Source organism: Planococcus sp. MB-3u-03 (assembly GCF_002833405.1).
Taxonomy (GTDB): Bacteria; Bacillota; Bacilli; order Bacillales_A; family Planococcaceae; genus Planococcus.
The window spans coordinates 237430-261617 of sequence record NZ_CP025135.1 but is presented as its reverse complement, the minus strand read 5'-3'; the positions used below and the strand labels follow the sequence as shown (position 1 = coordinate 261617).

The following is a 24188-nucleotide window of genomic DNA, read 5'->3' as shown; positions in this document are numbered from 1 at the left end:
TGGAACTTGTGGAAGGGCTTAGTTCATTCCTCTAGCATATTGCTTGATCGTGCTTGAAATCTCCGCTTATTTTACTTGATCGCTCTCGCTCAATCCGCTTTCCCCGAAAGCTTCATCCAGTTCATCAAAGCGCCCAATGCGATGGATTTTCTTGTCGTCCATCTCAAAATAGTGGAAGATATGGGATTCTCCCGGCTCGCCTTGTTTTTTGGCGAGCTGTTCGAAGATGACCCGATTGCCTTTGGCGAATTTGTTGAGCGTCTCCAATTGCATGCCAGACCCTTTCACCCATTCGGCAAGCATTTCGTGGCCTGCAGCTGATTTTCCAGGACTGATCAATTCGACATTATGGTCCGTGACGGAAAGCACTCCGTCGACATCCTGTTCATTGACATAATCGGTAAAGCGTTCCGCAAGCTTGATCGGTTCAATCATCATGTGTGCTCCCTTCTTCCGGTAATTTTTCGAATATCACCAAGGCCAATGTCGCGATGGGGCCCAAAAGGAGCGACGCCAGAAACCACATGAGGCCGCTCCGGTTTTTGCCTTGGGCGAGCCCTGCATTGATCAGCGCAAGCGTTCCCCATCCGACTGCATATTCGTTTCCCATATCCATTCCCCCTTTTCTTCCATTCTACTCGAAAAAAAGAAGCCAGAAATTCCGGCTTCTCAATAATTGGCGTTTTTCAGTTTTTTGAAGGTCTTGACGAAACGGTCGGGGTCCCTTGGCACTTTATAGGTCAGGACGCCGCGATGCGTGTGCAAATATAATAAATTGGCATCGTCGGAAAAGGTCTTATAGGAAATGTCCCAGACATGCATCAAATTGAACTCATTTGTCGAAGCGGTCAATTTATCTTCGTATAAGTGGATTTCGTATTCGGTGTGAATGATTTTCATCTGGCCGGCTACGATCGAGCGTTCCGTGTCGACATAAGTAATGGAAGACAGCAAACTTTTCGGATCCATTCGGTTCGCCTCCCGGCTGTTTTCCTAAAGTCTACTGCACCCGCGCGCGACTATGCAACTGATACGGCGTCTACATTTCATCGAAATATTCGTTTATCAAATCCCCGCATACCCCGATGGCTGCGGCACTGCCTTCGCCCGCTGCAATGACGAGCTGCGATGGGACGATCAGCGAAGCATCTCCTGCCGCGTAAACATTCCACACATTCGTGCGCCCGTAATCATCCGTCAAGATTCCGCCGTGCTCGTTTTGCTTGCAGCCGAGCTCTGTGGCGAAATTGGTGGCGTGGCTCCATAAAGGCGTGACGAACCCGGCACTGCGGTCGATCAAGGTTCCATCTTCCAACCGGACACTGCGCAGCTTGCCGTTATCCCCTTCCAGGCCGGAAATCGTATCTTCATAAACTTTGATTCCCTTGGCGAGCAGCTTCTGCTTTTGCTCTTCTTCCAGACGCCCTTCACCGTTCGTGAAGACCGCCAAATCCCGGCTCCAGGTGTAGACTTCCTTCGCTAGAGTAAATACTTTTTTATCGGCAATGACCGCGAGCGGCTGGTCACGCATTTCCCACCCATCGCAATAAGGACAGCTGAACAGGGTGGTGCCGTAGAACTTCTCGATATCCGGCACATTCGGCAGCTCTTCTTTCAATCCCGCCGCAATGATGATTTTGATGCTATGAAAAACCTTTCCGCTGGCGGTCGTCAATTCGTAATGGGTTTCAGAAATACGGTCGATGTTGACGACGCGTTCGTTTTCCGTTTTGACGCTTCCGTATTTGCGGATCTCCTCATGCCCCAGCCGTTTGAACTCTTCCGGGCAAATGCCGTCTCTTGTAATGAACCCATGCGCTTCGCGGGTCACTAAATTGCGCCCATTATCATCATCAAACAACACAGCATTCTTTCTCGAACGGCCAAGCACCAATGCAGCATTCAAACCTGCAGGGCCTCCGCCGATAATGGCACAATCGTATAGCATAGCGTTCATCCTTTTCTAATTTCGTTTTCCTCCCCTCTTCCCCCTTCGCATCTGCGTTAAACAGAGGGACAGCCTAAAAAAACCGATTGCCCAGGATCTCCCGGACAATCGGTTTTTTAACGCAGGCTTCGTGCCCCACGCTTTATTTTTGGATCAATTCACGCAATGCCTGGACAAAGAATTCGTTTTCTTCCGCGGTGCCGACTGAAACCCTCACGTATTCCGGAAGGCCCCACCCTTTGCCGTAGCGGACGATAACGCCTTTTTTCATCAGGTCTTGATAAAGTGCTTCTCCTTCGTCCCCCAATTTGACCAATACGAAGTTCGCCATGCTCTTCGTATACGGAAGACCCAGTTCTTCGAATGCTTCATAAAGGAACTCGCGCTCGCGGCTATTCGCCTCGCGGGATTGCGTCACGTGTTCATGGTCTGTCACTGCCGCCGTCGCAGCAAGCTGTGCCAGCGTATTGACGTTGAACGGCTCTTTCACTTTCAGGATCGACGTGATGATCGAATCCGCCGCAATGCCGAAACCGACACGCACTCCGGCAATGCCATAGATTTTCGAGAAGGTCTTCAAAGTCAGCAATGGATAGCCTTGACGGATGAATTCGGTGCCGTCCGTATAATCGTCCGCGTCCGCGTAGTGGCTGTACGCGGCGTCAAAGACCACCAATATGTCTCCCACAGCGTCCAATAATTTTTGGACATCCTGTTTCTTCATATAGGTACCGGTCGGGTTGTTCGGCGAACAGATGTAAATGATCTTTGTCTTGTCGGTCACTGCCGCGATCATGGCATCTACATCAAATGCGAAGCCTTGTGCGAACGGCACTTTTACGACTTTCGCACCCATGATGTGCGCACCGAAATCGTATTCGCTGAATGATGGGTCTGGCACGACGATTTCATCGCCCTGTTCGAGAAACGCTTCCGAGATGAGCGTGATCAACTCGTCCGCACCGTTTGTCGGAATGACTTGGTTTTTTTCGACGCCATGCTCTTTGGCAATTGCTTCCTTTAAATCACTCGCATCCGCATCCGGGTAGCGGTTCAAGCCAAGAACGCCTTGTTCGATGGCCGCAACAGCCTTTTTCGACGGGCCAAGCGGGTTTTCGTTGGACGCCAGCTTAATGACGCGCTCCAAGCCCAGTTCTTCCTGCACTTCCCAAATCGGCTTGCCTGGTGAGTAAGGTTGGATTTGATCCAAGGTTTTGCGTGCTTTGATATTCTCCAAATTCGCCATTATGTACGCCTCCGTCATCTATTTTTGATAATATTGAATGAATATGTACTGCCATCAATAATGATACCATTAAAGCTGGATTTCCTGCATATCCACCTTAGTTAAAGAAAAATAATAGTTTCTATTATTACAGAAAAATCCGTTTCCTGAAAGGGGCACGGCCTACAATTTGAAACCCTCACCTAAATGTGGTTTACTTTAACGAGACTGACGAAAGAGGAGTTTTCACATGATTAAAAAAATGACATTTATTTTTGCCCCATTCGCCCTCGCCTTAGTGCTCGGCGCATGTTCTGATAATGAAGAATCTACCGCAAACGAAGAAGCTGCGGCTCCAGAAACCGAACAGGCAGAAGGAACTGAAGAAGCAGCAGGAACCGAAGAAGCAGCACCTGCTGAATCGGCACTCGAACTTCCTGAAGAAGACGCAGTCGTAGCAGTTGTCAACGGCGAAGAAATCCAAGGCAAAGTGTATAACAGCGTCGCTCGCCAGTTCGAATCGACATTGACTTCACAAGGACAGGACCCTTCAACTGAAGAGAACCTTCAATTGATTGAAGATGAAGCGATGTCCGTCGTCATCGGAAACGCTGTTCTATTGCAAGATGCCAAGGAAAAAGGCCATGAAGCGGATGATGCCGTCGTAGAAGAGCGCATGGAAGAATTGAAAGCCAACTTCGAGGACGAAGAAGCCATGAACGAAGCACTTGCTGAAACAGGCTTCACGCTTGAAGAAATGGAAGAGCAATTGCGTGAACAGCTTGTCTACGAAAGCTATATGGAAGAAGAAATCGACTCACCTGAAGTGACGGACGAAGAAGTCCAGGCAGCTTATGACCAATTCGTTGAAAGCTCAGAAGAAGAAGCACCGGCTTTAGAAGAGATGGAACCGACCATCCGCCAATCATTGCAAGAGCAAAAAGACCAGGAAGCTACTTTCGCGCGCGTAGAGGAATTGCGTGAAGAAGCTGAAGTCGAAGTAAAACTTTAATTTTCAAAAACCCCTACCGCAATCGGTAGGGGTTTTTTGGTCTTACAGCCGTTATTTATTCAGCGAGACGCTCTTTGCAAAATGCCAAAACTTCCTGTTCTTCCTCTTCATCCAACGCAAAATCGAGCGGCTTCTCACTGTCATTGTCGATAAAATGATAATCGGCAATGCGCGCATTGCCGTCTTCGACCGCCAGGATCAGGCGCAGGTCAAGTCCGCCCGGGCGGTACAGTTCGTCTTCCTCGTCCACTTTGATCGCCATTGTGTACTCATAGCGTTCACCTGTCAGGATGCCGGTCGGGTCTTGCAATTTTTCAACTTCGTAATTAATGATTTCCATTATTGCACCTCCATTGCTCTATTTTAGCTTTCATCTTGCCATTTGAATAGCATAGCGGGAAGGTTTGGCGTTTAAGTGCACTGGATACGGGAAAACACCAAACAGACATAAAAAATTAGGAGTGGATTTTGATGAACGTATTAGTTTTGGGAGCAAATGGCCAAGTGGGCCGCAACATTGTAGAAGAATTAACCGAAAAAGGCCATGACGCGGTAGCGATGATCCGCAAAGAAGAGCAGCGTGAGGAAATGGAAAAACGCGGCGCGAAAAAAATCGTCCTTGGCGATTTGGAAAAAGACTTCAGCCATGCATTCGACGACGTCGACGCAGTCATTTTCGCAGCAGGCTCAGGCCCGAAAACAGGCGCTGACAAGACTTTGACCATCGATCTATGGGGCTCTGTCAAAGCAGCGGATTATGCGAAGCAAAAAGGCGTTAAACGTTTCGTCCAGCTCGGCTCGGTCGGATCTGATGACCCAGATGCCGGCGGCGAGGAAATGAAGCCTTACCTGGTAGCCAAGCGCACAGCGGATGACCTTCTTGAACAGAGCGGTCTCGACTATACGATTGTCCGTCCCGGTCCATTATCGAATGATGAGAAAACTGGTCATATCGAAGCAGCCTCACACTTTGAGTCTTTCGAAAACCGTTCGATTCCACGCGCAGATGTAGCACGTACACTTGTTGAAGTGGTAGATCGTAAAAACACCTACGGAAAAGTCTTCGAGATTCTTCAAGGCGAAGCTGAAATCGCTCAGGAACTCGACCGCCTGTAAGCCTTAGGCGGATGGCGTTCACGGCATTTCTATGGTAGACTAGCTTTACGATAATAGAGGACGTGATAACATGATTAATATTCAAGCACCGAAAGCTGACATTACCATCACTCAGCGCAAACAGGAGATTCAAGGCGACGAAGCAGTCATCAAACCGCTATACGGGTTTATCGACTTGCATGAGATTCCGCGCGACAAAGGCGGCATCATCCAATTCTTTAACCACAGCGGAGAGTTGCTGTTTGTTGGCAAAGCCCGCAAACTGCGCCAGCGCGTCAAAAAGCATTTTGAAGACAATGTCTCGCCATTGAAAAACCATCGCGATGAAGTTCATCGCATTGCGGTTTCCATCGTGGAAGACCCGATGGAACGCGAAATTTACGAGACTTACCTGATCAATACAGGAAAAGCGAAATACAACGTCGATAAAGTATTTTATCGCGACTAAGACAAACGGGCGCTCTTAAAGAGCGCCCGTTTTTTCTATTTCTGGATTTCTTTTCAGCTAAGCATACAAAAAACTTACTGAGAGCTTCATCCAAGCAAATTCAAATAAATCCTTTTCCAGGTTTTATGAGACTCCGAAAAGGAATAGTACTGTAAAATCATGCTCTTTGGAGGAACTCACTATGTCCACACACGCCAAGCCAGTCCCAGCGGCCGATTGCCGCAGCGAATATGACACATTGCGCCACGTGCTCCTATGCCCGCCGCGTTTCATGGAAATTCGAGACGTCATCAATGATGTACAGAAAAGATATAAAGAGGAAAACATTGACGTAACGGAAGCCTTACGCCAGCACACCGCCTTTGTCGAGGCACTGGCTGCGGAAGGCATCGATACTGCTTTTCTTGAAGCCTCTGAAGAATATCCGGAGCAAGTTTTTACACGCGACATTGGCTTTACGATCGGTGACACGGTCTTCATCAGTGAGATGGCTGCAAATGTCCGCCAAGGAGAAGAACAGGTGCTGCAGAACTGGCTCGCTGAAAAAGGCGTCCGCTTCAAGCATTTGCCGGGGCACCGCATCGAAGGCGGTGATGTCATGGTGGATCAGGATACGGTATTCATCGGTATCAGCAGCCGCACTTCCGAAGAAGCGATTGAAGAATTGCAGCGGCATATGCCGAATTTCCGCGTCGTCCCTATCCAACTCAACGAAAAATACTTGCATCTCGATTGCGTTTTCAATATTTTATCGCCGACCGAAGCGCTTATTTTTCCGGAAGCGTTGGAACAAGCGTCAATTGACATGCTGAGTGAGCGCTATACACTGATTCCTGTCGAATCCGACGAACAATTCAAACTCGGCACGAATGTGCTGTCGATCGGTGACCGCCGCGTCTTCAGCCAGCCGCAAAACACCAAGGTCAATAAACAGCTGCGCGAACACGGCTTCCGCGTCATCGAAACCGATTTCTCGGAAATCATCAAATCCGGCGGCGCTTTCCGCTGCTGCACGATGCCTGTCGCCAGAGGCTAAACAGAAACAGCTGCCCGCATCAGCGGGCAGCTGTTGTTATGTCCATATCTTTAATCACGGTCGGCTGGCTGCATATGCAGCCGGCTTTCACGCGCAAGTTCCACAAATCTTGCCATCATATCGGTGCCTTCCGGCGTCCCGATCGATTCCGGATGGAACTGCAGCCCGTAGACCGGATACTCTTTAAGCTTGATTGCCATGACGGTGCCGTCATCCAGCGCTTCCGCCTGCATGTCAAAGCAGTCAGGCATGGATGCTTTTTCTATGGCCAGCGAATGATAGCGCATGACTGGGACGCGCTCTTGCATTCCCGCGAACAAATCCGTTCCGCTATGGGACAGCTCGGAAACTTTCCCGTGGCGGATGACCGGTGCTTCGGTCACGCGTCCCCCGAATGCTTCACCCAGCAATTGCTGGCCGAGGCAGATGCCAAGGATCGGCACATCGCGGTGGAGCGCACGGATCAACTCGATCGATTCGGGTACATCTCTCGGATGGCCCGGGCCTGGGGACAAGATGATCGCCTGCGCTTGTTTGTCGCGGATTTCATCCAGGCTTAATTGCCCGTACCGCACAACTTCCACTTCTTCACCGAGAGCTGCGATCGCTTGATAGATATTGTATGTGAATGAATCGTAATGATCGATTAACAGAATCATCCGAACACCTCCGTCAGCGAACGCGCTTTATGAAGCGTTTCCTCGTATTCGGCTTGCGGTTCGGAATCGAAGACGATGCCCGCTCCCGCTTGAACGTGGACCGTGCCGTCTTTAACGACGAAAGTCCGGATGGCGAGCGCCACATCGAGATTACCGTTGAAGCCAAGGTAACCGACAGCGCCGCCATAAACGCCGCGCCGTTCCTCTTCAAATTGCTGGATGAGCTGCAGCGCACGCACTTTCGGGGCACCCGATACCGTACCAGCAGGCAGGCAGGACACAAGCGCATCTAGTGGATGCATCGTGCCTTCCAATTCGCCGGTCACTTCCGACACGATGTGCATGACGTGCTGGTACTTCTCGATGACCATGTATTTCGGGATCGCGACCGTACCGACTTTTGCGACGCGGCCGACGTCATTGCGGCTGAGGTCGACGAGCATTTGGTGCTCTGCCCGCTCTTTTTCATCCCCCAGCAATTCGTTCTCAAGCGCTGTATCTTCCGCTTCGGTCTTGCCGCGCTTTCTCGTGCCGGCGATGGGATTGGTCACCATCTCGCCGCCGCGGATCGTCAATAGGCTTTCAGGCGAAGCGCCGACGACGGCATAGTCGCCGAAATCGATATAAAACTGGTAAGGCGACGGATTTTGCTTGCGCAGTTTTCTATATAAAGTGAAAGCATCGCCTTGGTAATCCGCAGACAAACGCTGCGATAACACCAACTGGAATACTTCCCCTTTGCGGATTTCCTGTTTGGCCAGCTCGACTTTTTCGCGGAACCGTTCAGCTGTCGTTGCGGACTGGAAATTTAATGTTTCCGGCCGGTCTCCCGGTTCTGTCTCCGCTGCCTGCTCAAGCTGTTCTGCGATTTCGCTTGCACGCCCTTCAAACGAGATGACCGTCACATCATGGCGGACATGGTCGAACACGACGATCGTTTCGTATAGCTGCAAATGGATATCCGGCATGTTCAGGCTGTCTTTACGGGCGCTTTCGACCGGCTCATACGCCGCGATTGCATCATAGCCGATATAGCCGATCGCTCCGCCGGTAAACGGCAAGCCTTCAATATCCTGATCGTCTTTCGGCATCAATTCCTTGATCCGTTCGAGCGGGCGCCCTTGTTCCACTGAACGCTCACCGCTCCGGTAATCAATCACTTCCAGTTGGTCTTTCAATCCGATAAACGCTTTCGATGGATCCGCCCCGATAAATGAATACCGGCCGCTTGCACTTGTTTTCAGCGAGCTTTCGAGCAGGCATTTGTATGGTCCTTGCAAGCGGTTGAACACCATGATCGGCGTCAAGCTATCTCCTTCTACTTTCTTGATCTGTACATCTCTTCTCATCTCGGCTCAACTCCTTTTTCTTCCGGGCACCCCAGGTTCAATAAAAAAAGCCCCCTGCACGAAATAAGATCATTTCGTACAGAGGACGGATCGACCGCGGTGCCACCTCATCTTGAAGCTCTCAGCTTCCACTTGAACCCCAGTAACGCGGGGCAGACGGGCCTTCTTTTCAGATGGCCACTCATAAGTCCATTCACGCATGTGCCACACCGGTTTCCAGCTGTTCCCGGCTCTCTGTCAGAAGCTATCCATGCGCTACTTTTCTTAGTCAACGATTTTTAATGTGGCGCTTTGTTTCCGCAGTCCTGTAAGGTTGCCGCGCAATTAAAAGCTTGTGACCATCTTATGGAATTCGGAGCCGTCTGTCAACTGAAAGCAAACACTTAATTTAGATAATTCTGTATTTATATGAAGATTTGGGTTATAAATAATAGTAGAAGAATGTTTCTAAAATCGAAGGGGGTATCAGAAAATGAAAAACAGACTTTGGCTGGCAACAGGAACAGTAGGACTCGGGCTCATACTCGGCGCTTGTGCAGGCGAAAGCGGAGGCGGTGATTCTTCTTCTGAGAGCGGCGATGCGACACAGATTAGCTTCATGCACTGGCGCGGAGAAGACAAAGCCGTGCTTGATGAAATCATTGCCGATTTCGAAGAAGCGAACCCTGATATTCGCGTAGAGCAGAACATCTATCCGTCCGACCAATACCAGGCGACGGCACAGCGCATGCTGCAGGAAGGTTCAACAGGAGACGTCTTTACTTCTTTCCCGGGCGCGCAATTTGAATCAATCCAAAGCGCCGGCTTTTTTGAAGACTTGAGCGGAGAAGAATTCGTCTCGAATTTTGACGAAAGCCTGATCGCTGTAGGCCAGAGTGACGGCACGCAATATGCACTGCCGTATCAATTGGTATTCAATATGCCGGTCTACAACAAAGGCATGTTTGACGAACTCGGCCTTGAAGTGCCGAAAAGCTGGACAGAATTTCAGGAAATGGCAGATACCTTGCTTGAAAACGACATCACGCCAATCGCTTTCCCAGGCGCTGACATCGGCCCGAACCAATTCATGAACAGCATGATGATGAATAATGCGCCGGATGAAGATATTTTCGAAAAGCTTCAGAACGGCGACGAGTCCCTAACGAATGAATGGTGGGTCAAGACACTCGAAGACTTTAAACTTCTCGCGGACAAAGGCTATATCCAGGACGATGCACTCGGCACCAATCAGGATTCCGCCATGGCGATGGTAGCGAACGAAGAAGCGGCCATGCTTGCGACCGGTTCCTACCATATGAATTCCCTGCTCGACTTGAACCCGGACCTTGAACTTGATTTGCTTGCCCCAATTACAGTGGAAGAAAGCGAAGCCACTTATGAAGGCATTAATACCGCCACATTCATGTTGGCTGTCAACAGCAACTCCGACAAGAAAGACCAAGCAAAAGCGTTCATCGACTATTTGAGCCAGCCGGAAGTGGCTTCCAAATACGCCAATGAAACGGGGCAGCACTTGACTGTCAACGACGTCGAATACGAGTCCGAAGCCCTGCAGAATACCTCGTATTGGATCGACGAGCGCAATACGCGCTTCCAGCCGCGCTTTTTGATCACCAACGCCCAAATTGAAGATGCGGTCCTCAGTTCAATTGAAAACGTTCTTGGGGGCGAAGATCCAATGGCGGCGGCTGAAGCAGCCCAGCAAATCGTAGAAGAAAACAGGGAATAATAAGTCCATGAGAATCTCCAAATCCATCTACCTGTTCTTTCTTCCGGGGCTTGTCCTATACAGCTTGTTCTTTTTGTATCCAACCATCAGCGCCCTGTTTTATTCCTTTACCGACTGGGATGGCTTAAGCACTGCCTTCCAGTTTGTCGGCATCGACAATTACACCCGGGCATTTACGGGCGATTCAATTTTCCAGAAAACGATCGGCAATAACTTGAAGTTCATGCTGACGGTCGTCGTGTTCCAGACGCTTGTCGCACTGGCTTTCGCGCTGATCGTCATCAAGAACACAAAAACGAACGTGTTTCTCCGGGCGCTTTACTTTTTCCCGACCATTCTTTCTTCGGTATCGGTGGCGTTCATCTGGGCGTTCATCTACGATCCGTCGATGGGCATCCTGAATCAAGTGCTCGAGCTCATTGGCCTTGATTTCCTTGCACAGAACTGGCTCGGCAATGCCAATATCGCGATCTACTCCCTGGCCATCACGCAAGTGTGGTTCCATGCGGGACAGATGCTGATCATCTTTGTCGCGGGGCTTCAAGCCATTCCAGAGGAACTGTATGAAGTGGCAAAAATCGAAGGCGCCAGCAAGTGGCAGACGTTCAAAAGCGTCACTTGGCCGCTTCTTGCACCTTCCGCCACCATCGTCGTCGCCTATACGACCATCCAGTCGTTTAAGGCATTCGATTTGGTGTTTGCGATGACCGGCGGCGGGCCGAATAACTCTACTGAAATCATCGCGACTTATATTTACGATGTCGCGTTCAAGAGCTATCAATTCGGCTACGCTTCTGCGATCTCCATCATTTTCATGGTCATCATCGCGTTGATAACTTACCTGCAGTTCAAGGCCTTGCGCTCAGACCGCGTATCTTACTAGAAAGGGGGCGGCAACTTTGCTGTTCAGGAAATTCTCACTGCTCATCTATGCGCTGCTGATCCTGATTCCGTTGGTGGTCGTCCTGTTGACGTCCGTTAAAACACTTCAGGAGACATTCAGCGACCCGCTCGGCTTGCCGGACGGCGGCTTTAAATTCGATAATTATGTCGCGATATTCCAGGAACAAACCATGGCGGGCTATTTTCTCAATAGCACCATCGTCACCTTGTTCTCGGTCTCGTTCACTCTGCTGCTCGCCGCGATGGTCGCATTTGGCATTACGCGCATGAATAATTGGATCGGCAATGTACTGTTCGCCGTGTTCACACTCGGCATGATGGTGCCGGCACAAGTCATCATGGTGCCGCTGTATTCGCTCATGCTGGATTTGGGGCTGACGAATAGCCTTCTTGGGCTGATTCTCGTCAACATTTCCTCCACCTTGCCGATTGCCGTCTTCATCCTGACCGGCTTCATGAAAACTTTGCCGAAGGAATTGTTTGAAGCGTCGACAATCGACGGGGCCGGCAATTGGAAGATGTTCACGAAAGTGGCGATTCCTTTATCCTTGCCTTCCATCTCAGCTACAGCGATTTTCCTGTTCGTCATGCACTGGAACGACCTTTTGTACCCGCTCCTGTTCATCACGGACAATGCCTACAAAACCTTGCCGCTCGCACTTCTAGAGTTTCAAGGGCAATATTCCACCAATTATCCGATGCTGTTCACAGGCGTCATCATCGCCTCAGCGCCGATGGTCATCGCCTATGTCTTCCTGCAGCGCTACTTCGTCGCAGGCATCACAGCCGGTGCGGTCAAAGGATAATAAAAAAGCCTCCGGAGTTTTTCCGGAGGCTTTTCTTATTATCTGGCAAAGACGTGCTTGCCGATTTTCTTGATCGTCGAACGGGTGAAGATCCACTGGTCAGTTGCCGTGACCGGGTTGTAATAGTATGTCGCGCCGGAAGATGGATCCCAGCCTTTCGCCGCTTCCCGTACAGCACGGTAAGCGGAAGCGTTTGGCGTCAGCCAATACTGTCCATCATTCACTGCTGTAAAAGCGTTGCGCTGGAAAATGACGCCATATGTACTGCTCGGGAACGCTCGAGATTGCACACGGTTCATAATGACTGCCGCTACCGCGACTTTTCCTTCGAAGATTTCACCGCGGGCTTCGCCGTGGACGGTGCGTGCCATCATATCGACTTGCTTCATCTTTTCGCGTGTCATCGGGCCGGTAAAGCCGGTCGCTTTCACGCCGAAATCGCGTTGGAACTGGACAACGGCATCTTTCGTGATCGATCCGTAATAACCAGTCGGTGCGAGGTTGAAATAGCCGAGTTTTTGAAGCTTCGCTTGAAGCTCTGTAACTTCGCTTCCGGAAACACCTTCGTGTAAATCAGGCGCATGGGCGGAAACTGTTGAATGTGAAAATGTTAGAAAGAAAATCGCTGCTAAACTGAATAAGAGCACTTTAATTGTTTTCATGCTTCCTCTCCTTTTCCTTTTTGACAAGAATCGACAATTGATTCCTTTTTAAAGTATATCTTTGGCAAATACCAAAAACAACATGACGGAGTTACTTTGTTTTCGAATTTTTCTATCAACTCACTAGGCCTTTCTATGGTCAGTGGATTCTTTAGACCTACAAAATCCCACTTCAACAATCAGGCAACGAAAAAAAGGCGAGCTATGCGCTCGCCTTCCTCGAAATTTCGTCGATTCAATTTCTCCGTCTCGTGTAATGCAATTGCCCGATTTGGCCGTCTTTTGCCACACCTTCCAATGTGAAATCAAGATGGCGCTGCGCTTTTTGAAATAATGGGATCCCGTCCCCGAGCGTTACTGGCGCGATAGAAATGATAAACCCATCGACCAGGTCTTCTTGCAACAGGCGCTCCAACAGCAAACTGCCACCGACTGGCCAGATGGTGCCGCCGGGTTGCTGCTTCAATTTTTTCACGACACTGGCCGGATCTTCCGATGTAAAGCTGATTTGGCCCTCGTCTTCTTTCGGATGGCTTGTGAATACATAGGAACGCTGATCGACATAAGGAAATTCTCCGCTTTCATGGGAGACCACCCATTCATAGGTGCGTCTGCCGAGCAAAATGGTATCGACCGTTTCGATGAATTGCTGATAGCCGGCATCTCCATCCATTTCCACATCCAATAACCAGTCCAGAGTCTCTTCCTGATCGGCGATATAACCGTCCAAACTTTGTGCAATATAACAAATGACTTTCCGTTCACCCATCGCAATTGCCTCCTTCAGCGGATCGTTGCCGCCGCTTTCTTCATCATACGCCCAATCAGGATTCCAATTCTTCCAATTGTTTTTTCGTTTGCGGGAATGCGTTTGCCTGCCATTCCGAACGATACGCCGAATCCAATTGGGTCAACCCTTGTTCTGCATGGTCATAAGGAGCGTTAACGCTTTCCTCATGGTCGATTTCGTAGCTATTGTGCATGTCGCTGTCTTCATATACCCAAACATTGCGCTTTTTCCCATTATAAGCCTTTAACAAGATCAACCCTGCGCCGAGTGCTGCGCCTGATGCGATGAATTTTTTCATATCGATGCCCATAACGATCCCTCCAAGTTGTTCTTTCTATCTTATCTTCCCCTTTTTCAATCGCCTTAACCTCTCCAGCTTTTAGACGTACGGCCAAGAGTTTGGTAAAGTGGAACAAAATGATCCTGGAGGCGATTTGATGAAGAAAATAGTCATCGTATCTGATACGCATATCCCGAACCGGTCGAAAAAACTTCCGCAGCCGCTTGTTGACGCTTGCGATGGAGCCGATTTCATTATCCATGCCGGCGACTGGCAGATACTCGATGTCTACCATGAATTGTCGGCTTATGCTGAAACGGACGGCGTGGCCGGCAATGTCGATCCTTGGGACATCGTCGACCGTTTCGGGCGGAAGAAAATTTTCACGTTCGGCGATTTGAAGATCGGCGTCGTCCACGGAGACGGCATACGGAAAACGACCGAGCAGCGGGCTCTGGATAGTTTTGAAGGGGAAAATGTCGACATCATCGTTTTTGGCCATTCCCACCAGCCGCTCATGCGTGAAACGGACGGCCCGACCTTATTCAATCCCGGCTCACCGACCGATAAACGCCGTGAACCGCAATATTCATTCGGGTTGCTTGAAATTAGCGATACTTGGGAACTCAAACATGTTTTTTTCGATAAAGAAGATTAACAAAAAGGCCATTTCCTAATTTATAGGAAATGGCCCTTTTCAACGGGTGGAAGATAAGCGGCATCGGCAACATCACTGAATTTCAATCTTTTTGGAAGCTGAAACCGAGTCGCTTGAGCGCTGTCTCGAGATTCGCCTCGATCATCGTCCCTTTCAAGGCCTCTGCAAAATGCGGGACTTTCAACGCCATATAAGGCTGGATGCCTGTCACAACCGGCTGGACGCCGATCAAGCCCAAGACTTTCACGAGCTTCAATAAATATTCGCCGACCTGTGAGTTGATCTGTGACACGCCGGATACATCGATCACCAGTACTTCGATGCCTTTTTCTGCACACCCGTGCATGGCATGGTCGATAATCGCCTGTGCCCTCAATGCCCTGACTTCGCCGATGATCGGCAGGATCGCCACCCTCCCGACAATTGGAACCATCGGCGCAGCCAGCGATTCAATTTCCCCGTATGCCCGTTCAAGCTCTAAGACATACGTCAATAAAGTGGCGAGCGTTTCAAAGATGAACGGCAAATCGGCCGGCAGCTCGCATGGGCCATCGTCGAGACCGCAAACGGTGCCATAGCTTGAGCCGTCTTCATAAAAAATCGGCACGCCGACAAAACAACCTGCTTCGAATCCATCCGCAACCCCCAGGGAACGCGTCAATTCATGTTCTCCAATGTGTTCGATGATCAACGCCTGTGCCCCATGCTCGACGCTCAAAGCCGACAACATGCATGGCAGTGGGGAAGCTTCTCCTTCTTCAATCAGATGATGTTTTGTGTTATGTACCTTGACGATTTTTTGGACACCGCCCTCTTGCTTCGCGATATAGAAGCTGTTCATGCCTGCTTGCTTGCTGAGAATTTGGAGAATATATGAAGCTGCCTCATTGAAATCACTGAAATCCCTTATTTTTTCCAGATTCCCCCTCATCATTCACCCATCTCCCCTTTTCAACTTGTCCTTCAGCCGAAAATTACACTAGCTCTTTTATCTACTTTCATTATAACGCTCTTTATTATCTGAAATGTTTAAATTGTGTAACAAAATAAGTTTTTTTAGCATGTTCACTATTTCCAAATATCGGGTATACCTTATCACAAGCGAAAAGGAGGTACATCAATGAAGAAGGAATGGGACATTGAATTATTGGAACAGACCGATAGCATGATTTCTTTCACCTGGACCCCCACGGATGAAATTTCACGAATAAAAAAAGACGGAGAAATCGTCTATACAGGTACGCAGGCATCATTTCACGATGAAGGCCTGAGCGCCGGCGAATTGTTCTGTTATACGATTGAACGCCAAACCCCGCAAGGCAGCTGGGTGCCAGCCTTGAAACTTTTGACCGGCACCGAAAAACGCGACCCTGACTGCATTAATCAATTGGAACAGATTGTCTTGTCTACCATCGTTTCTCACAGTCGGGTATCACTCGCTTGGGGCGCCATCGACGGCATCGACGAATACGAAATCTACCGCGACGGCGAGCAAGTTGCGAAGATCGCGAAGACCCAATTCACCGACCGGAATGTGCCGGAAGACCGTGAAGTGGTTTATTGGGTGCGCGGAAGACGCCCAGTCGAACGGACCGAAAGCCCATTGCGCAAAATCAAATCGCTCGCCGCCAATATATTCGGGGCCTTGAACCTGGGTTCGTCGCAAGAACAGGCAGCCGTAGAAAAATTCTGGCTGTCGAAAAAGATCGCCCCGCTCAATCAATTGCTCAGAGAAGGCCAGGGCAAGCCGCCGGAGCTGCAATGGCACCTGCGCTACCTGACCTTTTTGCCCGATGATGTGTTGAAAAATCCCAACCTGATATCGCCGAACCCTTATTTCCAGGGGGATAATCGTACATTCGATCCCGAATCGAAACATTATCGCTCACTTACCAACTCCATCGTCAATCTGGTGGAACAGCAGAGCACGTTCGATTTCGACAAAGATATCGGCACCAGCATCGCCTATAATTGGCGCCGGAAATTCCGTAAAGCGGATGTCGCTTCGAATGAAGGTGTCAGTGCCAAAATAACGGAAGAGACGCCCCTGAAAACCGAAATCCTAATCACCCATAGCGTCGGAAATCCGTTGACGACATCGCCGAATATCGATTACGAACTATCTGCGACGTTTTACCGGAACGGTGTGTATGATTTCATCGGGGTCCATGACCAATCGCCGAATCATGAGATTTACTTGAAGCTCGGGGACGGCGGGACATGGCAGCCGCTTCACCAGACTGAAAGCGAAGGGCTAGCCTGGATGGCCGATCCGATTGCAGCCCATTATTGGCGCTTTTCGAATTTCCTATAATGAACATTCGCAAGACAGTTCCATATAAAAAAAGGGCAGTTCCAGTTTTTCTGGAACTGCCCTTTTCTGTATTTAACATTGATCCAAAAAACGCTTGCGGATATGCGGAGGCGGCAGCATGCAGCTGTCGAGCTTGCCGAATACTTTATAGCGGTTTTTTGCGATGACGTCATATGCCCCGTCGCGAAGTACGCGCGGGAACGGCTGAAGATGATACGCCAGTTTCCAAAGGCCCGTCAAATGGTGTGAAATCTTGAGCGCGCCTTCTGACTTTACGTACGCTTCGCCGCCTTCAATCAACACCAGGCTGTCAACGTCGTCCGGGACATTGTGCTTTTTGGAAAGCTCCTGTCCGATCTCGCTTTGCAGGGAAGCGAATTGAAAATAACCTGCCGGGTCATGATTGATGATGAACTGCACACTGGAATCGCAGAAATTGCAGTCTCCATCGAATAAAACAATCGCATGCTCCATAGATGATCCTCCTTTAACTAATGCCTGTCTTTCATTTTCCCTATTCCCATTTCTTGAAACCATCTGTCTTCGTTCCTTGATGAAAGAAGAGCTTCCAGCCGTCCTGGCGTTTTTTCCATACTGAGCTGCGGTGGCTCCATATCCCTGTCGTTCGGTTCTCCAACGTGTATATTGTCAGGACTGACTCTGGGCCAAGCATATTTGCTTCAAAGCGGGAAATCCGATAGTCGTCTTCTTGCAACTCATAGTCCCCGTTAAAATCGGAACGCTGGCAAATCCCGCCGGAGAAGCCGAATTCGAAAAACTCGTCATCCAGTATGTCCGTCATGTTCCGGTTCGACTCTCTGGCAACCGGCGACAAATGGCTGTTCTCCAATGCCAGGAATTGTTTACGCAAGCTTTCCATCCAGATGCCCCTTCCATTTAGGTTTATTGAAGAAAAAAAGCCCCGGCGAGCGCCGGGACCGGATTATTTAAATTGTTCGTCTTCTTCTGCCTCATCGTCTTTATAGAAATCTTCCTGGTCTTCACCCGGCTGGTCTTGAGGGCCGTCTGAGGAACCAAAATTCTCGACATCTTCAAAGCTGTTTTCGTAATCGCGAATTCTGCCGTCTTCCGATTTTGCTGGGCGGTCAGTCGACGATCCGATAACATCTTCCTCTGAAGGGCGGCTTTCAAGGTCCAGGCTGTGATCTGCGTGATCGATGCAGGTGAGCGCGATCGGTATGGCTTCAAGCCGTTCATACGGAATGTCTTTTCCGCACACTGCGCACTTGCCATAAGTTCCATCTTCAATGGCTTTAAGCGCAGCGAGCACGTCTTCATGCTCTTCTTCCTTGAATTGCTCCATCGCCATTCCACGTTCTTGGTCATACAAATCAGTGGCGTTATCGCCTGGGTGATTATCGTAATTGGATAATTCGCTAGTTTCGAATTCCTCTGTATGCTCCATTCGTTGCTCGAGCGATTTCAATTGCGCTTCGAGTTCTTGCTTCAAGTTCTTTTGCTGTTCGTCCGTCATTATGACTCCTCCTCCAAATACTTGCTTGTGCTATATATATTGCCTTTCTCGGAGAAATCAAACCTCAGGCCCACAGCTCAGAAATCATCGAAGCGGTCCATCAAGCTCATCAAATACTCATCCAAGCGGTAACGAACCAATTCATCGGACAAACCGGTCATGCCGAACGTCTTCCATCCAGGGTAGACTGCCGGGCTGCCATCCAAGGTATCGATCAGCGACAGCAAATCCCAATACGGATCGTAAGCAAACGATTCACCTGCATGGCGTTCGTAAGCATCCAAAAATTCATTGGCGACCTGTGTGCCGTAAAGCTGGGCCAAGTTGACGCGGCAATGCCCGACATCGACACCCGCCGGACCGCGGCACGTATTGACCCAATCGACAACACTGCTGACGCGCCCCTCTTCCCATAGAATATTTCCCGGGTGATAATCGCGATGGATCAAGCAATACTCAACCGGTGGACCACCCGCGGCTACAATATAAAATGCGCGCATCCAATCGCCTTCTACACGTGACCACTTCGGCCGCTCGAGGCGCCGTGCATCATTATAAGCAAAATATTCGTAAGGGAAGCTTTCCGCTTTATGGCGATGGATCTTAGCGAGCGTTTCAGCAAGGCCGTCAAGCCAGGCTGCATCATACGCCGGCGGCAAGATGACCGCTCCTGGAACTTTCGTCATCAAGACGGCTGGCATGCCGCATGCTTCGCCGCTTTCATCAAACGCCAAAATGCGCGGGGCGGGAATGCCCGCTTTTTCTGCAAGCTCCAGGCTCATCGCTTCATGCTTAGCCAAATCCGGTTCCTGGTCGAGCCACTCCCCTTTATGGTGAAGCCGCAAAACGACGCTCTGCTGCTCCCCATCTTTGCTTGCGCGAATTTCATAAAGCAGTGAAGAAGTCCCACCTTCTAAGGGGACGGCTTCTTCCAACGCAGCTCCTGGCCATTTCGACTCGACCCATTCGAGTGCCTGGCGGGATAAGCCGCCGAATCCATTTGTCATCCTTGCCGCTCCTTTCAGCCTATCTTTTGTTTTAAGTGTACCATGAAAAAACGCCTACTCCAGCTTTTTGATATGCCCCATCCGGAAATTCCGGAAGCGTTTACCGAGGCGCCAGAAGGGTATGGTTTCCTACAATGACTTTTCAACTTAACAGGTAGATCACCTGCATTGAACATACTGAAGGAGCTGACGTTACATGAAAGTGAAGCACCCGATCCCGAAAGCAAAAGAATTGGACAATACCCTATCCCTTCTCGGAGAAGGATTTGATTTCCTGCCCGGACGCCGCAAAGAACTAGGTTCGGATATTTTCGAGACCCGCCTGCTTGGGAAAAAGGTAGTGTGCATGGCCGGCGAAGAAGCGGCTGAACTGTTCTACAATAACGATTATTTCAAACGCAGCGGCGCAGCGCCGCTTCCGCTTGAGCAAACGCTATTCGGGCGCGGTGCGGTCCACGGCCGTGACGGCGAAGACCATCACCAACAAAAGCGCATGTTCCTGTCGATGATGACACCTGAGCGTTTAGAAGACGCCAAACGCATGGTAATCCAAGAACTTGAGGCGAAGGCCGAACAATGGGAGCAGATGGACGAAGTCGTCCTATTGGATGAAATCGAAGAAATCTTCACGCGCTCCATGATCCACTGGGCTGGTTTGCCGATGAAAGAAAGCGAAGTCAAGCAGCGCACATGGGAACTCGTGACGATGGTCGATTCATTCGGCCTCACTGAAGGGCGCTATCTTCAAGGCATGAAAGCGCGCAATGCGCACGAAGACTGGCTGAAAAAAATCATCAAGCAAATCCGTAAAGGCGAATACAATCCACCGGCCTATACGGCAGCATATATCGTCGCCCACCACCGGACACCGAATGGCAAACTGCTCGACCTTGAGACGGCAGCTGTCGATTTGAATAATGCCTACCGCCCGATGATCGCCACAGCTTACTTTATCGTCTTCGGCGTCATGGCGATGCACGAAAACCCAGTCACGCGCGGTAAACTCCAAGCAGACGAAAACAATTACAGCCACAATTTCGCCCAGGAAGTACGCCGTTATTATCCGTTCGCACCGGTCATGGCAGCGATCTCCAAAAAAGATTTCAACTGGAACGGCGTCCATTTCAAAAAAGACATGCGCGTCATTCTAGACCTTTACGGCACGAACCATCACCCGGATTCCTGGGACAACGCCGATGAATTCATCCCAGAACGCTTCAGCACATGGGACGGCAGCCCGTTTTCTTTCATTCCGCAAGGCGGCGGCGACCATCATACCGGACACCGCTGTGCAGGTGAATGGATGACGGTCATGTATATGCAATCAATCTTCAAATACTTTGCGGAGAACTTGAAATACAGCGTGCCTGAACAAGACTTGTCCTACGACATGTCCCGCATGCCAACTATGCCAAAAAGCCGCTTAATCTTAAAAGACGTGCAAAAACTGAAAAACCGCCCAGACAATGTGTTCTATCACGAACAGAAGAACACAACTGTTCAATCAGGGTGCCCATTCCATTAATAATGAAAAGCTAGAGATTCTGTCTCTAGCTTTTTTTATTTGCTGGAAAAGAAGATAACGAGGGCTTGTTTGGCCAAATGTATAAGTGTTCTATTTGTACTTCATTTTGGTAGTCGCCGCCCGGCTTTGGGTTGGCCTCTTGCAATAAGCCAGGAAGAACGCCTGTCTTACGGCGTCGGCTCACCCGTGGCGCTTGGCGGCTTAGAGATTTCAATGTGTGGAACATGATTAGATAGATCTGCTTCTATAATCAGTTGCCGGCTAGTGGGGGAATCGCTTCCCAAATCGGGCGTATTATGAATATAGCGAGGGCTTGTTTGGTCAAATGTATAAGTATTCTATTTGTGCTTCACCTTACTACCCGCCTCCCTGCTTTGGGTTGGCCTCTTGCCATAAGCCAGGAAGTACGCCTGTCTTACGGCGTCGGCTCACCCGTAGCGCTGGGCGGCTTAGAGATTTCAATGTGTGGAACATGATTAAATTGATCTGCTTCTATATAAATTTGCCGGCTAGTGGGGGAATCGCTTCCTGAGATGCGGCGTCTGACACATTGGTGCTACAGTCTAAAATGTTGTGGGTAGGGTCAGAACTAATTAGCCTCTCGACACTAAAGATGAGTCTAGTTAAAAATATGAAGCATCTCAGCATTTCCTATCGAATGGACAGAAGAAATTCCCTTCCTTTCTATAACTAGAGACGAAGTGAAAGGGGGGCTGACTCCTGAGGGACCGCGCGGGCTGGCGAGACAAATGTACGGCGCTCTTTGCCGTACATTGGCTCAACACCCGCCCCTCGGAAAGCAGCCCCCCTGAAACGCAGTCGAAAAGCGGAAGCTTTTCCAATCACTTCTTTTCATCTCACACTTTCTATCGCATCAACTATATACCTCACAAATTACAGCTTCCAATCCTTAACAAACCAACAATTGACAGAACCGCCCCTATCTTATACGATAAGGCAGGAAATTAAATAACCCGGCAACGGGAGAGGTTCATAGCATTCCACCCTCTATAAAAAACTATGGATTTTGAAATCAAGCCGAATCCACATGCGATTCGGCTTTTCGTTTGTCCGAATTTTTTATAGCTCTCCCCCAGCCGGCCCATTATAAGGAGGCCACTCACATGGCAGGAAGAAATGAAGATACACTCGAGCATTTGTCTTTGCTCGGCAACCAGAACACGCGCTACAAATTCGAGTACGACCCAGGCATTCTAGAAGCGATCGACAATCTCCACACACGCGATTACTTCGTCAAATTCAATTGCCCGGAGTTCACTTCGCTGTGCCCGCAAACCGGCCAGCCAGATTTCGCGACAATTTACTTGAGCTTCATTCCCGACAAGAAACTCGTCGAAAGCAAAGCCTTGAAGCTGTATTTGTTCAGCTTCCGCAACCATGGCGATTTCCATGAAGATGTCGTCAACATCATCATGAATGACTTGATCGAACTGCTCGACCCGCGCTATATCGAAGTATGGGGCAAATTCACTCCGCGCGGCGGCTTGTCGATCGACCCGTACACGAACTACGGCAAGCCTGGCACGAAATACGAAGAAATGGCGACGTACCGGATGATGAACCACGACATGAATCCGGAAACGATCACCAACCGTTAAGGAGAACCGTCCATGTTACTTTATTTGAACGGCGCTTTTGTCGGTTTGCTCATCCTGTCGAATATCTTGGCCGTAAAACTATTTTCCATCAGCGAATGGGCCGTACTGCCGGCTGCAGTCATCGTCTATGTCTTCACGTTCCCAATCACCGACACGATTGCGGAAGTGTACGGCAAAGAAGCCGCGCGCCAAACGGTTATGGCTGGGTTTATCACACAACTCGCAGCCCTGGCGTTCATCTTTGCGGCCATCCATTTACCGTCTGCGCCATTTTTTGCGGACCAGGCAGCGTTTGAATCGATCTTCTCGGCTGGCTTCCGGGTAACGCTCGCAAGCTTAGTATCTTATTTCATCAGCCAAAACCTGGACGTCACGATTTTCCATAAATTAAAAGCCAGAAACGGCGAATCGAAATTGTGGCTGCGCAATAATGCCTCAACGATGGTCAGCCAATTGGTCGATACGACGATTTTTATCACAATCGCTTTTTACGGCACGATGCCGCTGTCGGCTTTGGCCGCCATGATTTTGACGCAGTATGTATTCAAATGGGTCGTCGCAGCAGCGGATACGCCACTCGTCTACCTGCTCGTCAAACTCGCGCGCCGCTCCAAGACAGTCACTCAAAAAAGCTTCGCGTAATCGATCCATGCATAAAAAAGCCGCCGGCAGTTAAACATTGCCGGCGGCTTTTGGTATTTAAATTTTTTGTTTGGCTGGCTGGGCTACAGGCACAAGGATTGCAGCCGAGTCGTGTTTCTGTGTCCAAACGAGCTCTGCGGTGATCGGCAAATGATCCGATACAGCCGTTTCGATTTTTTCTGCATCCCGCACGTCAAAGCCGCGGTCTGCAAAAATGTAATCGATACGCGTCATCGGCTTGAACGATTCGCCGGTTTCGTGATTTTCATAAGGAGACGGATACGTATAGGCGTCGCCGCGCTTCGTTTTCAAGAAGACGTCTGTCATAGTGTGGTGGAGATGGGCCAAGTGGCGATGTGTCGGCGGTGCATTGAAATCGCCCGCGATGATTTTCGGGAAATGGCTTTTGCCGGCAATCTCCAATATTTCCGCAACGCTCATTTCAAGCTCTTCATCTTTCAACGCTAAATGGGCATTCAATACTTTGAGGTATGTGCCCCCGACTTCAATTACTGTCTCGAGAACGCCTCGCTGCTCATTATTGTAGATGTCGGTAACGACTTGCGTCAAAAAATGATTTTCTGCGTATTTGATTGGATAAAGGCTTAACGTAGCATTGCCGTACTGGCGGTTCGGGCGTTCCGGATCATCGGGCGCCTGGTTCAAATTGGCGCCATATGCGGCGTACATCCCTAGCCGTTCAGAAAGCCATTCGACCTGGTCCATATAAAAACTGCGGGCCGAAAAATAACGGTCGACTTCCTGAAGTGCTACAATAGTGGCTCCCGACGCTTCGATCACTTGTGCGGTTCTTTCTAAATCCACTTCGCCGTCCATTCCCATTCCATGGGCAATATTGAACGACATCACTTTCACTGTTGGTGTCCTGCTGGCATCGCCGTGCATGAGACCATCTCCTTTTCTGGTTGAAACGAATCAGTGGCAGCTGCAATTGTCCCCTT

Annotated in this window: 29 protein-coding genes, 1 riboswitch and 1 other annotated feature; of the genes, 12 read left to right on the top strand and 17 right to left on the bottom strand. The window is 49.7% G+C overall.

Annotated elements, in window-relative coordinates; genetic code table 11:
- Positions 1–66: 66 nt before the first annotated feature.
- From CW734_RS02615 to hisC, 5 genes are all read right to left on the bottom strand, one after another.
- On the bottom strand, positions 67–438 hold the full coding sequence (locus CW734_RS02615; protein WP_101189304.1) for a nuclear transport factor 2 family protein: 372 nt from the start codon (positions 436–438) through the stop codon (positions 67–69).
- On the bottom strand, positions 428–610 hold the full coding sequence (locus CW734_RS02610; RefSeq protein WP_101189303.1) for a hypothetical protein: 183 nt from the start codon (positions 608–610) through the stop codon (positions 428–430). The genes CW734_RS02615 and CW734_RS02610 overlap by 11 nt, the downstream gene beginning before the upstream one ends.
- A 59-nt stretch (positions 611–669) precedes the next feature.
- On the bottom strand, positions 670–969 hold the full coding sequence (locus CW734_RS02605) for a hypothetical protein (RefSeq protein ID WP_101189302.1): 300 nt from the start codon (positions 967–969) through the stop codon (positions 670–672).
- Positions 970–1039: 70 nt separating this feature from the next.
- Entirely contained in the window at positions 1040–1948 is a 909-nt protein-coding gene (locus CW734_RS02600; RefSeq protein WP_101189301.1) for an NAD(P)/FAD-dependent oxidoreductase, read from the bottom strand.
- Between the two features lie 142 nt (positions 1949–2090).
- The gene (gene hisC, locus CW734_RS02595; RefSeq protein ID WP_101189300.1) at positions 2091–3194 is read right to left on the bottom strand and encodes a histidinol-phosphate transaminase; all 1104 of its coding nucleotides are present in this window, start codon (positions 3192–3194) and stop codon (positions 2091–2093) included.
- A gap of 229 nt (positions 3195–3423) precedes the next feature.
- On the opposite strand from hisC, the gene CW734_RS02590 reads away from it, so the two are divergent.
- Complete coding sequence (locus CW734_RS02590) at positions 3424–4185, top strand: SurA N-terminal domain-containing protein (RefSeq protein WP_101189299.1); 762 nt, start codon at positions 3424–3426, stop codon at positions 4183–4185.
- Positions 4186–4240: 55 nt separating this feature from the next.
- On the opposite strand, the gene CW734_RS02585 is transcribed toward CW734_RS02590, so the two are convergent.
- Positions 4241–4525: a DUF6509 family protein gene (locus CW734_RS02585; RefSeq protein WP_101189298.1), complete on the bottom strand. Its 285-nt coding sequence runs from the start codon at positions 4523–4525 to the stop codon at positions 4241–4243.
- Between the two features lie 131 nt (positions 4526–4656).
- Here CW734_RS02585 and CW734_RS02580 point away from each other — a divergent pair, with 131 nt between their 5' ends.
- The 3 genes from CW734_RS02580 to CW734_RS02570 all read left to right on the top strand — a co-directional run bounded on the left by CW734_RS02580 (position 4657) and on the right by CW734_RS02570 (position 6785).
- The gene (locus CW734_RS02580; RefSeq protein WP_101189297.1) at positions 4657–5301 is read left to right on the top strand and encodes an SDR family oxidoreductase; all 645 of its coding nucleotides are present in this window, start codon (positions 4657–4659) and stop codon (positions 5299–5301) included.
- A 70-nt stretch (positions 5302–5371) separates the two neighbouring features.
- Positions 5372–5749 carry a nucleotide excision repair endonuclease gene (locus tag CW734_RS02575; protein WP_101189296.1) on the top strand — a complete coding sequence of 126 codons (378 nt, stop codon included), beginning with the start codon at positions 5372–5374 and terminating at the stop codon, positions 5747–5749.
- A gap of 181 nt (positions 5750–5930) precedes the next feature.
- The gene (locus CW734_RS02570) at positions 5931–6785 is read left to right on the top strand and encodes a dimethylarginine dimethylaminohydrolase family protein (RefSeq protein WP_101189295.1); all 855 of its coding nucleotides are present in this window, start codon (positions 5931–5933) and stop codon (positions 6783–6785) included.
- 50 nt (positions 6786–6835) lie between these two features.
- Here CW734_RS02570 and CW734_RS02565 read toward each other — a convergent pair whose 3' ends face one another.
- Both CW734_RS02565 and trpE read right to left on the bottom strand, forming a co-directional pair.
- Positions 6836–7444: an anthranilate synthase component II gene (locus tag CW734_RS02565; protein ID WP_101189294.1), complete on the bottom strand. Its 609-nt coding sequence runs from the start codon at positions 7442–7444 to the stop codon at positions 6836–6838.
- Positions 7441–8793, bottom strand: a complete 1353-nt coding sequence (gene trpE / locus CW734_RS02560; RefSeq protein WP_101189293.1) for an anthranilate synthase component I — start codon at positions 8791–8793, stop codon at positions 7441–7443. The genes CW734_RS02565 and trpE overlap by 4 nt, the downstream gene beginning before the upstream one ends.
- A gap of 78 nt (positions 8794–8871) precedes the next feature.
- Positions 8872–9074: a binding site (T-box leader), on the bottom strand.
- Positions 9075–9265: 191 nt separating this feature from the next.
- Here trpE and CW734_RS02555 point away from each other — a divergent pair.
- The 3 genes from CW734_RS02555 to CW734_RS02545 are packed head-to-tail and all read left to right on the top strand — an operon-like array spanning position 9266 to position 12234.
- On the top strand, positions 9266–10525 hold the full coding sequence (locus CW734_RS02555) for an ABC transporter substrate-binding protein (RefSeq protein WP_101189292.1): 1260 nt from the start codon (positions 9266–9268) through the stop codon (positions 10523–10525).
- Between the two features lie 7 nt (positions 10526–10532).
- Positions 10533–11408 carry a carbohydrate ABC transporter permease gene (locus CW734_RS02550; RefSeq protein WP_058382023.1) on the top strand — a complete coding sequence of 292 codons (876 nt, stop codon included), beginning with the start codon at positions 10533–10535 and terminating at the stop codon, positions 11406–11408.
- Between the two features lie 16 nt (positions 11409–11424).
- The gene (locus tag CW734_RS02545; RefSeq protein ID WP_101189291.1) at positions 11425–12234 is read left to right on the top strand and encodes a carbohydrate ABC transporter permease; all 810 of its coding nucleotides are present in this window, start codon (positions 11425–11427) and stop codon (positions 12232–12234) included.
- Between the two features lie 38 nt (positions 12235–12272).
- Here the strand turns inward: CW734_RS02545 and CW734_RS02540 are convergent, their stop codons facing one another.
- The 3 genes from CW734_RS02540 to CW734_RS02530 all read right to left on the bottom strand — a co-directional run bounded on the left by CW734_RS02540 (position 12273) and on the right by CW734_RS02530 (position 13996).
- The gene (locus CW734_RS02540) at positions 12273–12896 is read right to left on the bottom strand and encodes a cell wall hydrolase (protein ID WP_101189290.1); all 624 of its coding nucleotides are present in this window, start codon (positions 12894–12896) and stop codon (positions 12273–12275) included.
- A gap of 235 nt (positions 12897–13131) precedes the next feature.
- Positions 13132–13665 (bottom strand): dihydrofolate reductase family protein, encoded by a 534-nt coding sequence (locus CW734_RS02535; RefSeq protein WP_101189289.1) that lies wholly within the window; start codon positions 13663–13665, stop codon positions 13132–13134.
- A 55-nt stretch (positions 13666–13720) separates the two neighbouring features.
- Entirely contained in the window at positions 13721–13996 is a 276-nt protein-coding gene (locus CW734_RS02530; protein ID WP_232787139.1) for a hypothetical protein, read from the bottom strand.
- A 127-nt stretch (positions 13997–14123) separates the two neighbouring features.
- On the opposite strand from CW734_RS02530, the gene CW734_RS02525 reads away from it, so the two are divergent.
- Positions 14124–14624, top strand: a complete 501-nt coding sequence (locus tag CW734_RS02525; RefSeq protein WP_101192111.1) for a metallophosphoesterase family protein — start codon at positions 14124–14126, stop codon at positions 14622–14624.
- An 82-nt stretch (positions 14625–14706) separates the two neighbouring features.
- On the opposite strand, the gene CW734_RS02520 is transcribed toward CW734_RS02525, so the two are convergent.
- The gene (locus CW734_RS02520) at positions 14707–15558 is read right to left on the bottom strand and encodes an STAS domain-containing protein (RefSeq protein WP_232787138.1); all 852 of its coding nucleotides are present in this window, start codon (positions 15556–15558) and stop codon (positions 14707–14709) included.
- Positions 15559–15744: 186 nt separating this feature from the next.
- Here CW734_RS02520 and CW734_RS02515 point away from each other — a divergent pair, with 186 nt between their 5' ends.
- Positions 15745–16938 (top strand): hypothetical protein, encoded by a 1194-nt coding sequence (locus CW734_RS02515; protein ID WP_101189288.1) that lies wholly within the window; start codon positions 15745–15747, stop codon positions 16936–16938.
- A 72-nt stretch (positions 16939–17010) separates the two neighbouring features.
- On the opposite strand, the gene CW734_RS02510 is transcribed toward CW734_RS02515, so the two are convergent.
- The 4 genes from CW734_RS02510 to CW734_RS02495 all read right to left on the bottom strand — a co-directional run bounded on the left by CW734_RS02510 (position 17011) and on the right by CW734_RS02495 (position 19440).
- Positions 17011–17412 carry a thiol-disulfide oxidoreductase DCC family protein gene (locus tag CW734_RS02510; RefSeq protein ID WP_101189287.1) on the bottom strand — a complete coding sequence of 134 codons (402 nt, stop codon included), beginning with the start codon at positions 17410–17412 and terminating at the stop codon, positions 17011–17013.
- Between the two features lie 40 nt (positions 17413–17452).
- Positions 17453–17818 (bottom strand): nuclear transport factor 2 family protein, encoded by a 366-nt coding sequence (locus CW734_RS02505; protein WP_101189286.1) that lies wholly within the window; start codon positions 17816–17818, stop codon positions 17453–17455.
- Positions 17819–17881: 63 nt separating this feature from the next.
- Positions 17882–18433, bottom strand: a complete 552-nt coding sequence (locus tag CW734_RS02500) for a TraR/DksA C4-type zinc finger protein (protein ID WP_101189285.1) — start codon at positions 18431–18433, stop codon at positions 17882–17884.
- Between the two features lie 77 nt (positions 18434–18510).
- A complete protein-coding gene (locus CW734_RS02495) occupies positions 18511–19440 on the bottom strand; it encodes a phosphotransferase family protein (protein WP_101189284.1) in 930 nt (309 codons plus the stop codon).
- Between the two features lie 196 nt (positions 19441–19636).
- Here CW734_RS02495 and CW734_RS02490 point away from each other — a divergent pair, with 196 nt between their 5' ends.
- The 3 genes from CW734_RS02490 to CW734_RS02480 all read left to right on the top strand — a co-directional run bounded on the left by CW734_RS02490 (position 19637) and on the right by CW734_RS02480 (position 23226).
- A complete protein-coding gene (locus tag CW734_RS02490; RefSeq protein ID WP_101189283.1) occupies positions 19637–20965 on the top strand; it encodes a cytochrome P450 in 1329 nt (442 codons plus the stop codon).
- Between the two features lie 980 nt (positions 20966–21945).
- A riboswitch (PreQ1 riboswitch) is annotated at positions 21946–21993 on the top strand.
- 96 nt (positions 21994–22089) lie between these two features.
- Entirely contained in the window at positions 22090–22584 is a 495-nt protein-coding gene (gene queF, locus CW734_RS02485) for a preQ(1) synthase (RefSeq protein ID WP_101189282.1), read from the top strand.
- A gap of 12 nt (positions 22585–22596) precedes the next feature.
- Positions 22597–23226: a queuosine precursor transporter gene (locus CW734_RS02480; RefSeq protein ID WP_101189281.1), complete on the top strand. Its 630-nt coding sequence runs from the start codon at positions 22597–22599 to the stop codon at positions 23224–23226.
- Positions 23227–23283: 57 nt separating this feature from the next.
- Here the strand turns inward: CW734_RS02480 and CW734_RS02475 are convergent, their stop codons facing one another.
- Complete coding sequence (locus CW734_RS02475; RefSeq protein ID WP_101189280.1) at positions 23284–24132, bottom strand: endonuclease/exonuclease/phosphatase family protein; 849 nt, start codon at positions 24130–24132, stop codon at positions 23284–23286.
- Between the last annotated feature and the right edge of the window lie 56 nt (positions 24133–24188).

What these genes read in the sequence shown, in the direction of transcription:
- CW734_RS02615 (WP_101189304.1), bottom strand. Translation starts at nt 438, where the DNA reads ATGATGATTGAACCGATCAAGCTTGCGGAACGCTTTACCGATTATGTC.
- CW734_RS02610 (WP_101189303.1), bottom strand. Translation starts at nt 610, where the DNA reads ATGGGAAACGAATATGCAGTCGGATGGGGAACGCTTGCGCTGATCAAT.
- CW734_RS02605 (WP_101189302.1), bottom strand. Translation starts at nt 969, where the DNA reads ATGGATCCGAAAAGTTTGCTGTCTTCCATTACTTATGTCGACACGGAA.
- CW734_RS02600 (WP_101189301.1), bottom strand. Translation starts at nt 1,948, where the DNA reads ATGCTATACGATTGTGCCATTATCGGCGGAGGCCCTGCAGGTTTGAAT.
- hisC (WP_101189300.1), bottom strand. Translation starts at nt 3,194, where the DNA reads ATGGCGAATTTGGAGAATATCAAAGCACGCAAAACCTTGGATCAAATC.
- CW734_RS02590 (WP_101189299.1), top strand. Translation starts at nt 3,424, where the DNA reads ATGATTAAAAAAATGACATTTATTTTTGCCCCATTCGCCCTCGCCTTA.
- CW734_RS02585 (WP_101189298.1), bottom strand. Translation starts at nt 4,525, where the DNA reads ATGGAAATCATTAATTACGAAGTTGAAAAATTGCAAGACCCGACCGGC.
- CW734_RS02580 (WP_101189297.1), top strand. Translation starts at nt 4,657, where the DNA reads ATGAACGTATTAGTTTTGGGAGCAAATGGCCAAGTGGGCCGCAACATT.
- CW734_RS02575 (WP_101189296.1), top strand. Translation starts at nt 5,372, where the DNA reads ATGATTAATATTCAAGCACCGAAAGCTGACATTACCATCACTCAGCGC.
- CW734_RS02570 (WP_101189295.1), top strand. Translation starts at nt 5,931, where the DNA reads ATGTCCACACACGCCAAGCCAGTCCCAGCGGCCGATTGCCGCAGCGAA.
- CW734_RS02565 (WP_101189294.1), bottom strand. Translation starts at nt 7,444, where the DNA reads ATGATTCTGTTAATCGATCATTACGATTCATTCACATACAATATCTAT.
- trpE (WP_101189293.1), bottom strand. Translation starts at nt 8,793, where the DNA reads ATGAGAAGAGATGTACAGATCAAGAAAGTAGAAGGAGATAGCTTGACG.
- CW734_RS02555 (WP_101189292.1), top strand. Translation starts at nt 9,266, where the DNA reads ATGAAAAACAGACTTTGGCTGGCAACAGGAACAGTAGGACTCGGGCTC.
- CW734_RS02550 (WP_058382023.1), top strand. Translation starts at nt 10,533, where the DNA reads ATGAGAATCTCCAAATCCATCTACCTGTTCTTTCTTCCGGGGCTTGTC.
- CW734_RS02540 (WP_101189290.1), bottom strand. Translation starts at nt 12,896, where the DNA reads ATGAAAACAATTAAAGTGCTCTTATTCAGTTTAGCAGCGATTTTCTTT.
- CW734_RS02535 (WP_101189289.1), bottom strand. Translation starts at nt 13,665, where the DNA reads ATGGGTGAACGGAAAGTCATTTGTTATATTGCACAAAGTTTGGACGGT.
- CW734_RS02530 (WP_232787139.1), bottom strand. Translation starts at nt 13,996, where the DNA reads ATGGGCATCGATATGAAAAAATTCATCGCATCAGGCGCAGCACTCGGC.
- CW734_RS02525 (WP_101192111.1), top strand. Translation starts at nt 14,124, where the DNA reads ATGAAGAAAATAGTCATCGTATCTGATACGCATATCCCGAACCGGTCG.
- CW734_RS02520 (WP_232787138.1), bottom strand. Translation starts at nt 15,558, where the DNA reads ATGATGAGGGGGAATCTGGAAAAAATAAGGGATTTCAGTGATTTCAAT.
- CW734_RS02515 (WP_101189288.1), top strand. Translation starts at nt 15,745, where the DNA reads ATGAAGAAGGAATGGGACATTGAATTATTGGAACAGACCGATAGCATG.
- CW734_RS02510 (WP_101189287.1), bottom strand. Translation starts at nt 17,412, where the DNA reads ATGGAGCATGCGATTGTTTTATTCGATGGAGACTGCAATTTCTGCGAT.
- CW734_RS02505 (WP_101189286.1), bottom strand. Translation starts at nt 17,818, where the DNA reads ATGGAAAGCTTGCGTAAACAATTCCTGGCATTGGAGAACAGCCATTTG.
- CW734_RS02500 (WP_101189285.1), bottom strand. Translation starts at nt 18,433, where the DNA reads ATGACGGACGAACAGCAAAAGAACTTGAAGCAAGAACTCGAAGCGCAA.
- CW734_RS02495 (WP_101189284.1), bottom strand. Translation starts at nt 19,440, where the DNA reads ATGACAAATGGATTCGGCGGCTTATCCCGCCAGGCACTCGAATGGGTC.
- CW734_RS02490 (WP_101189283.1), top strand. Translation starts at nt 19,637, where the DNA reads ATGAAAGTGAAGCACCCGATCCCGAAAGCAAAAGAATTGGACAATACC.
- queF (WP_101189282.1), top strand. Translation starts at nt 22,090, where the DNA reads ATGGCAGGAAGAAATGAAGATACACTCGAGCATTTGTCTTTGCTCGGC.
- CW734_RS02480 (WP_101189281.1), top strand. Translation starts at nt 22,597, where the DNA reads ATGTTACTTTATTTGAACGGCGCTTTTGTCGGTTTGCTCATCCTGTCG.
- CW734_RS02475 (WP_101189280.1), bottom strand. Translation starts at nt 24,132, where the DNA reads ATGCACGGCGATGCCAGCAGGACACCAACAGTGAAAGTGATGTCGTTC.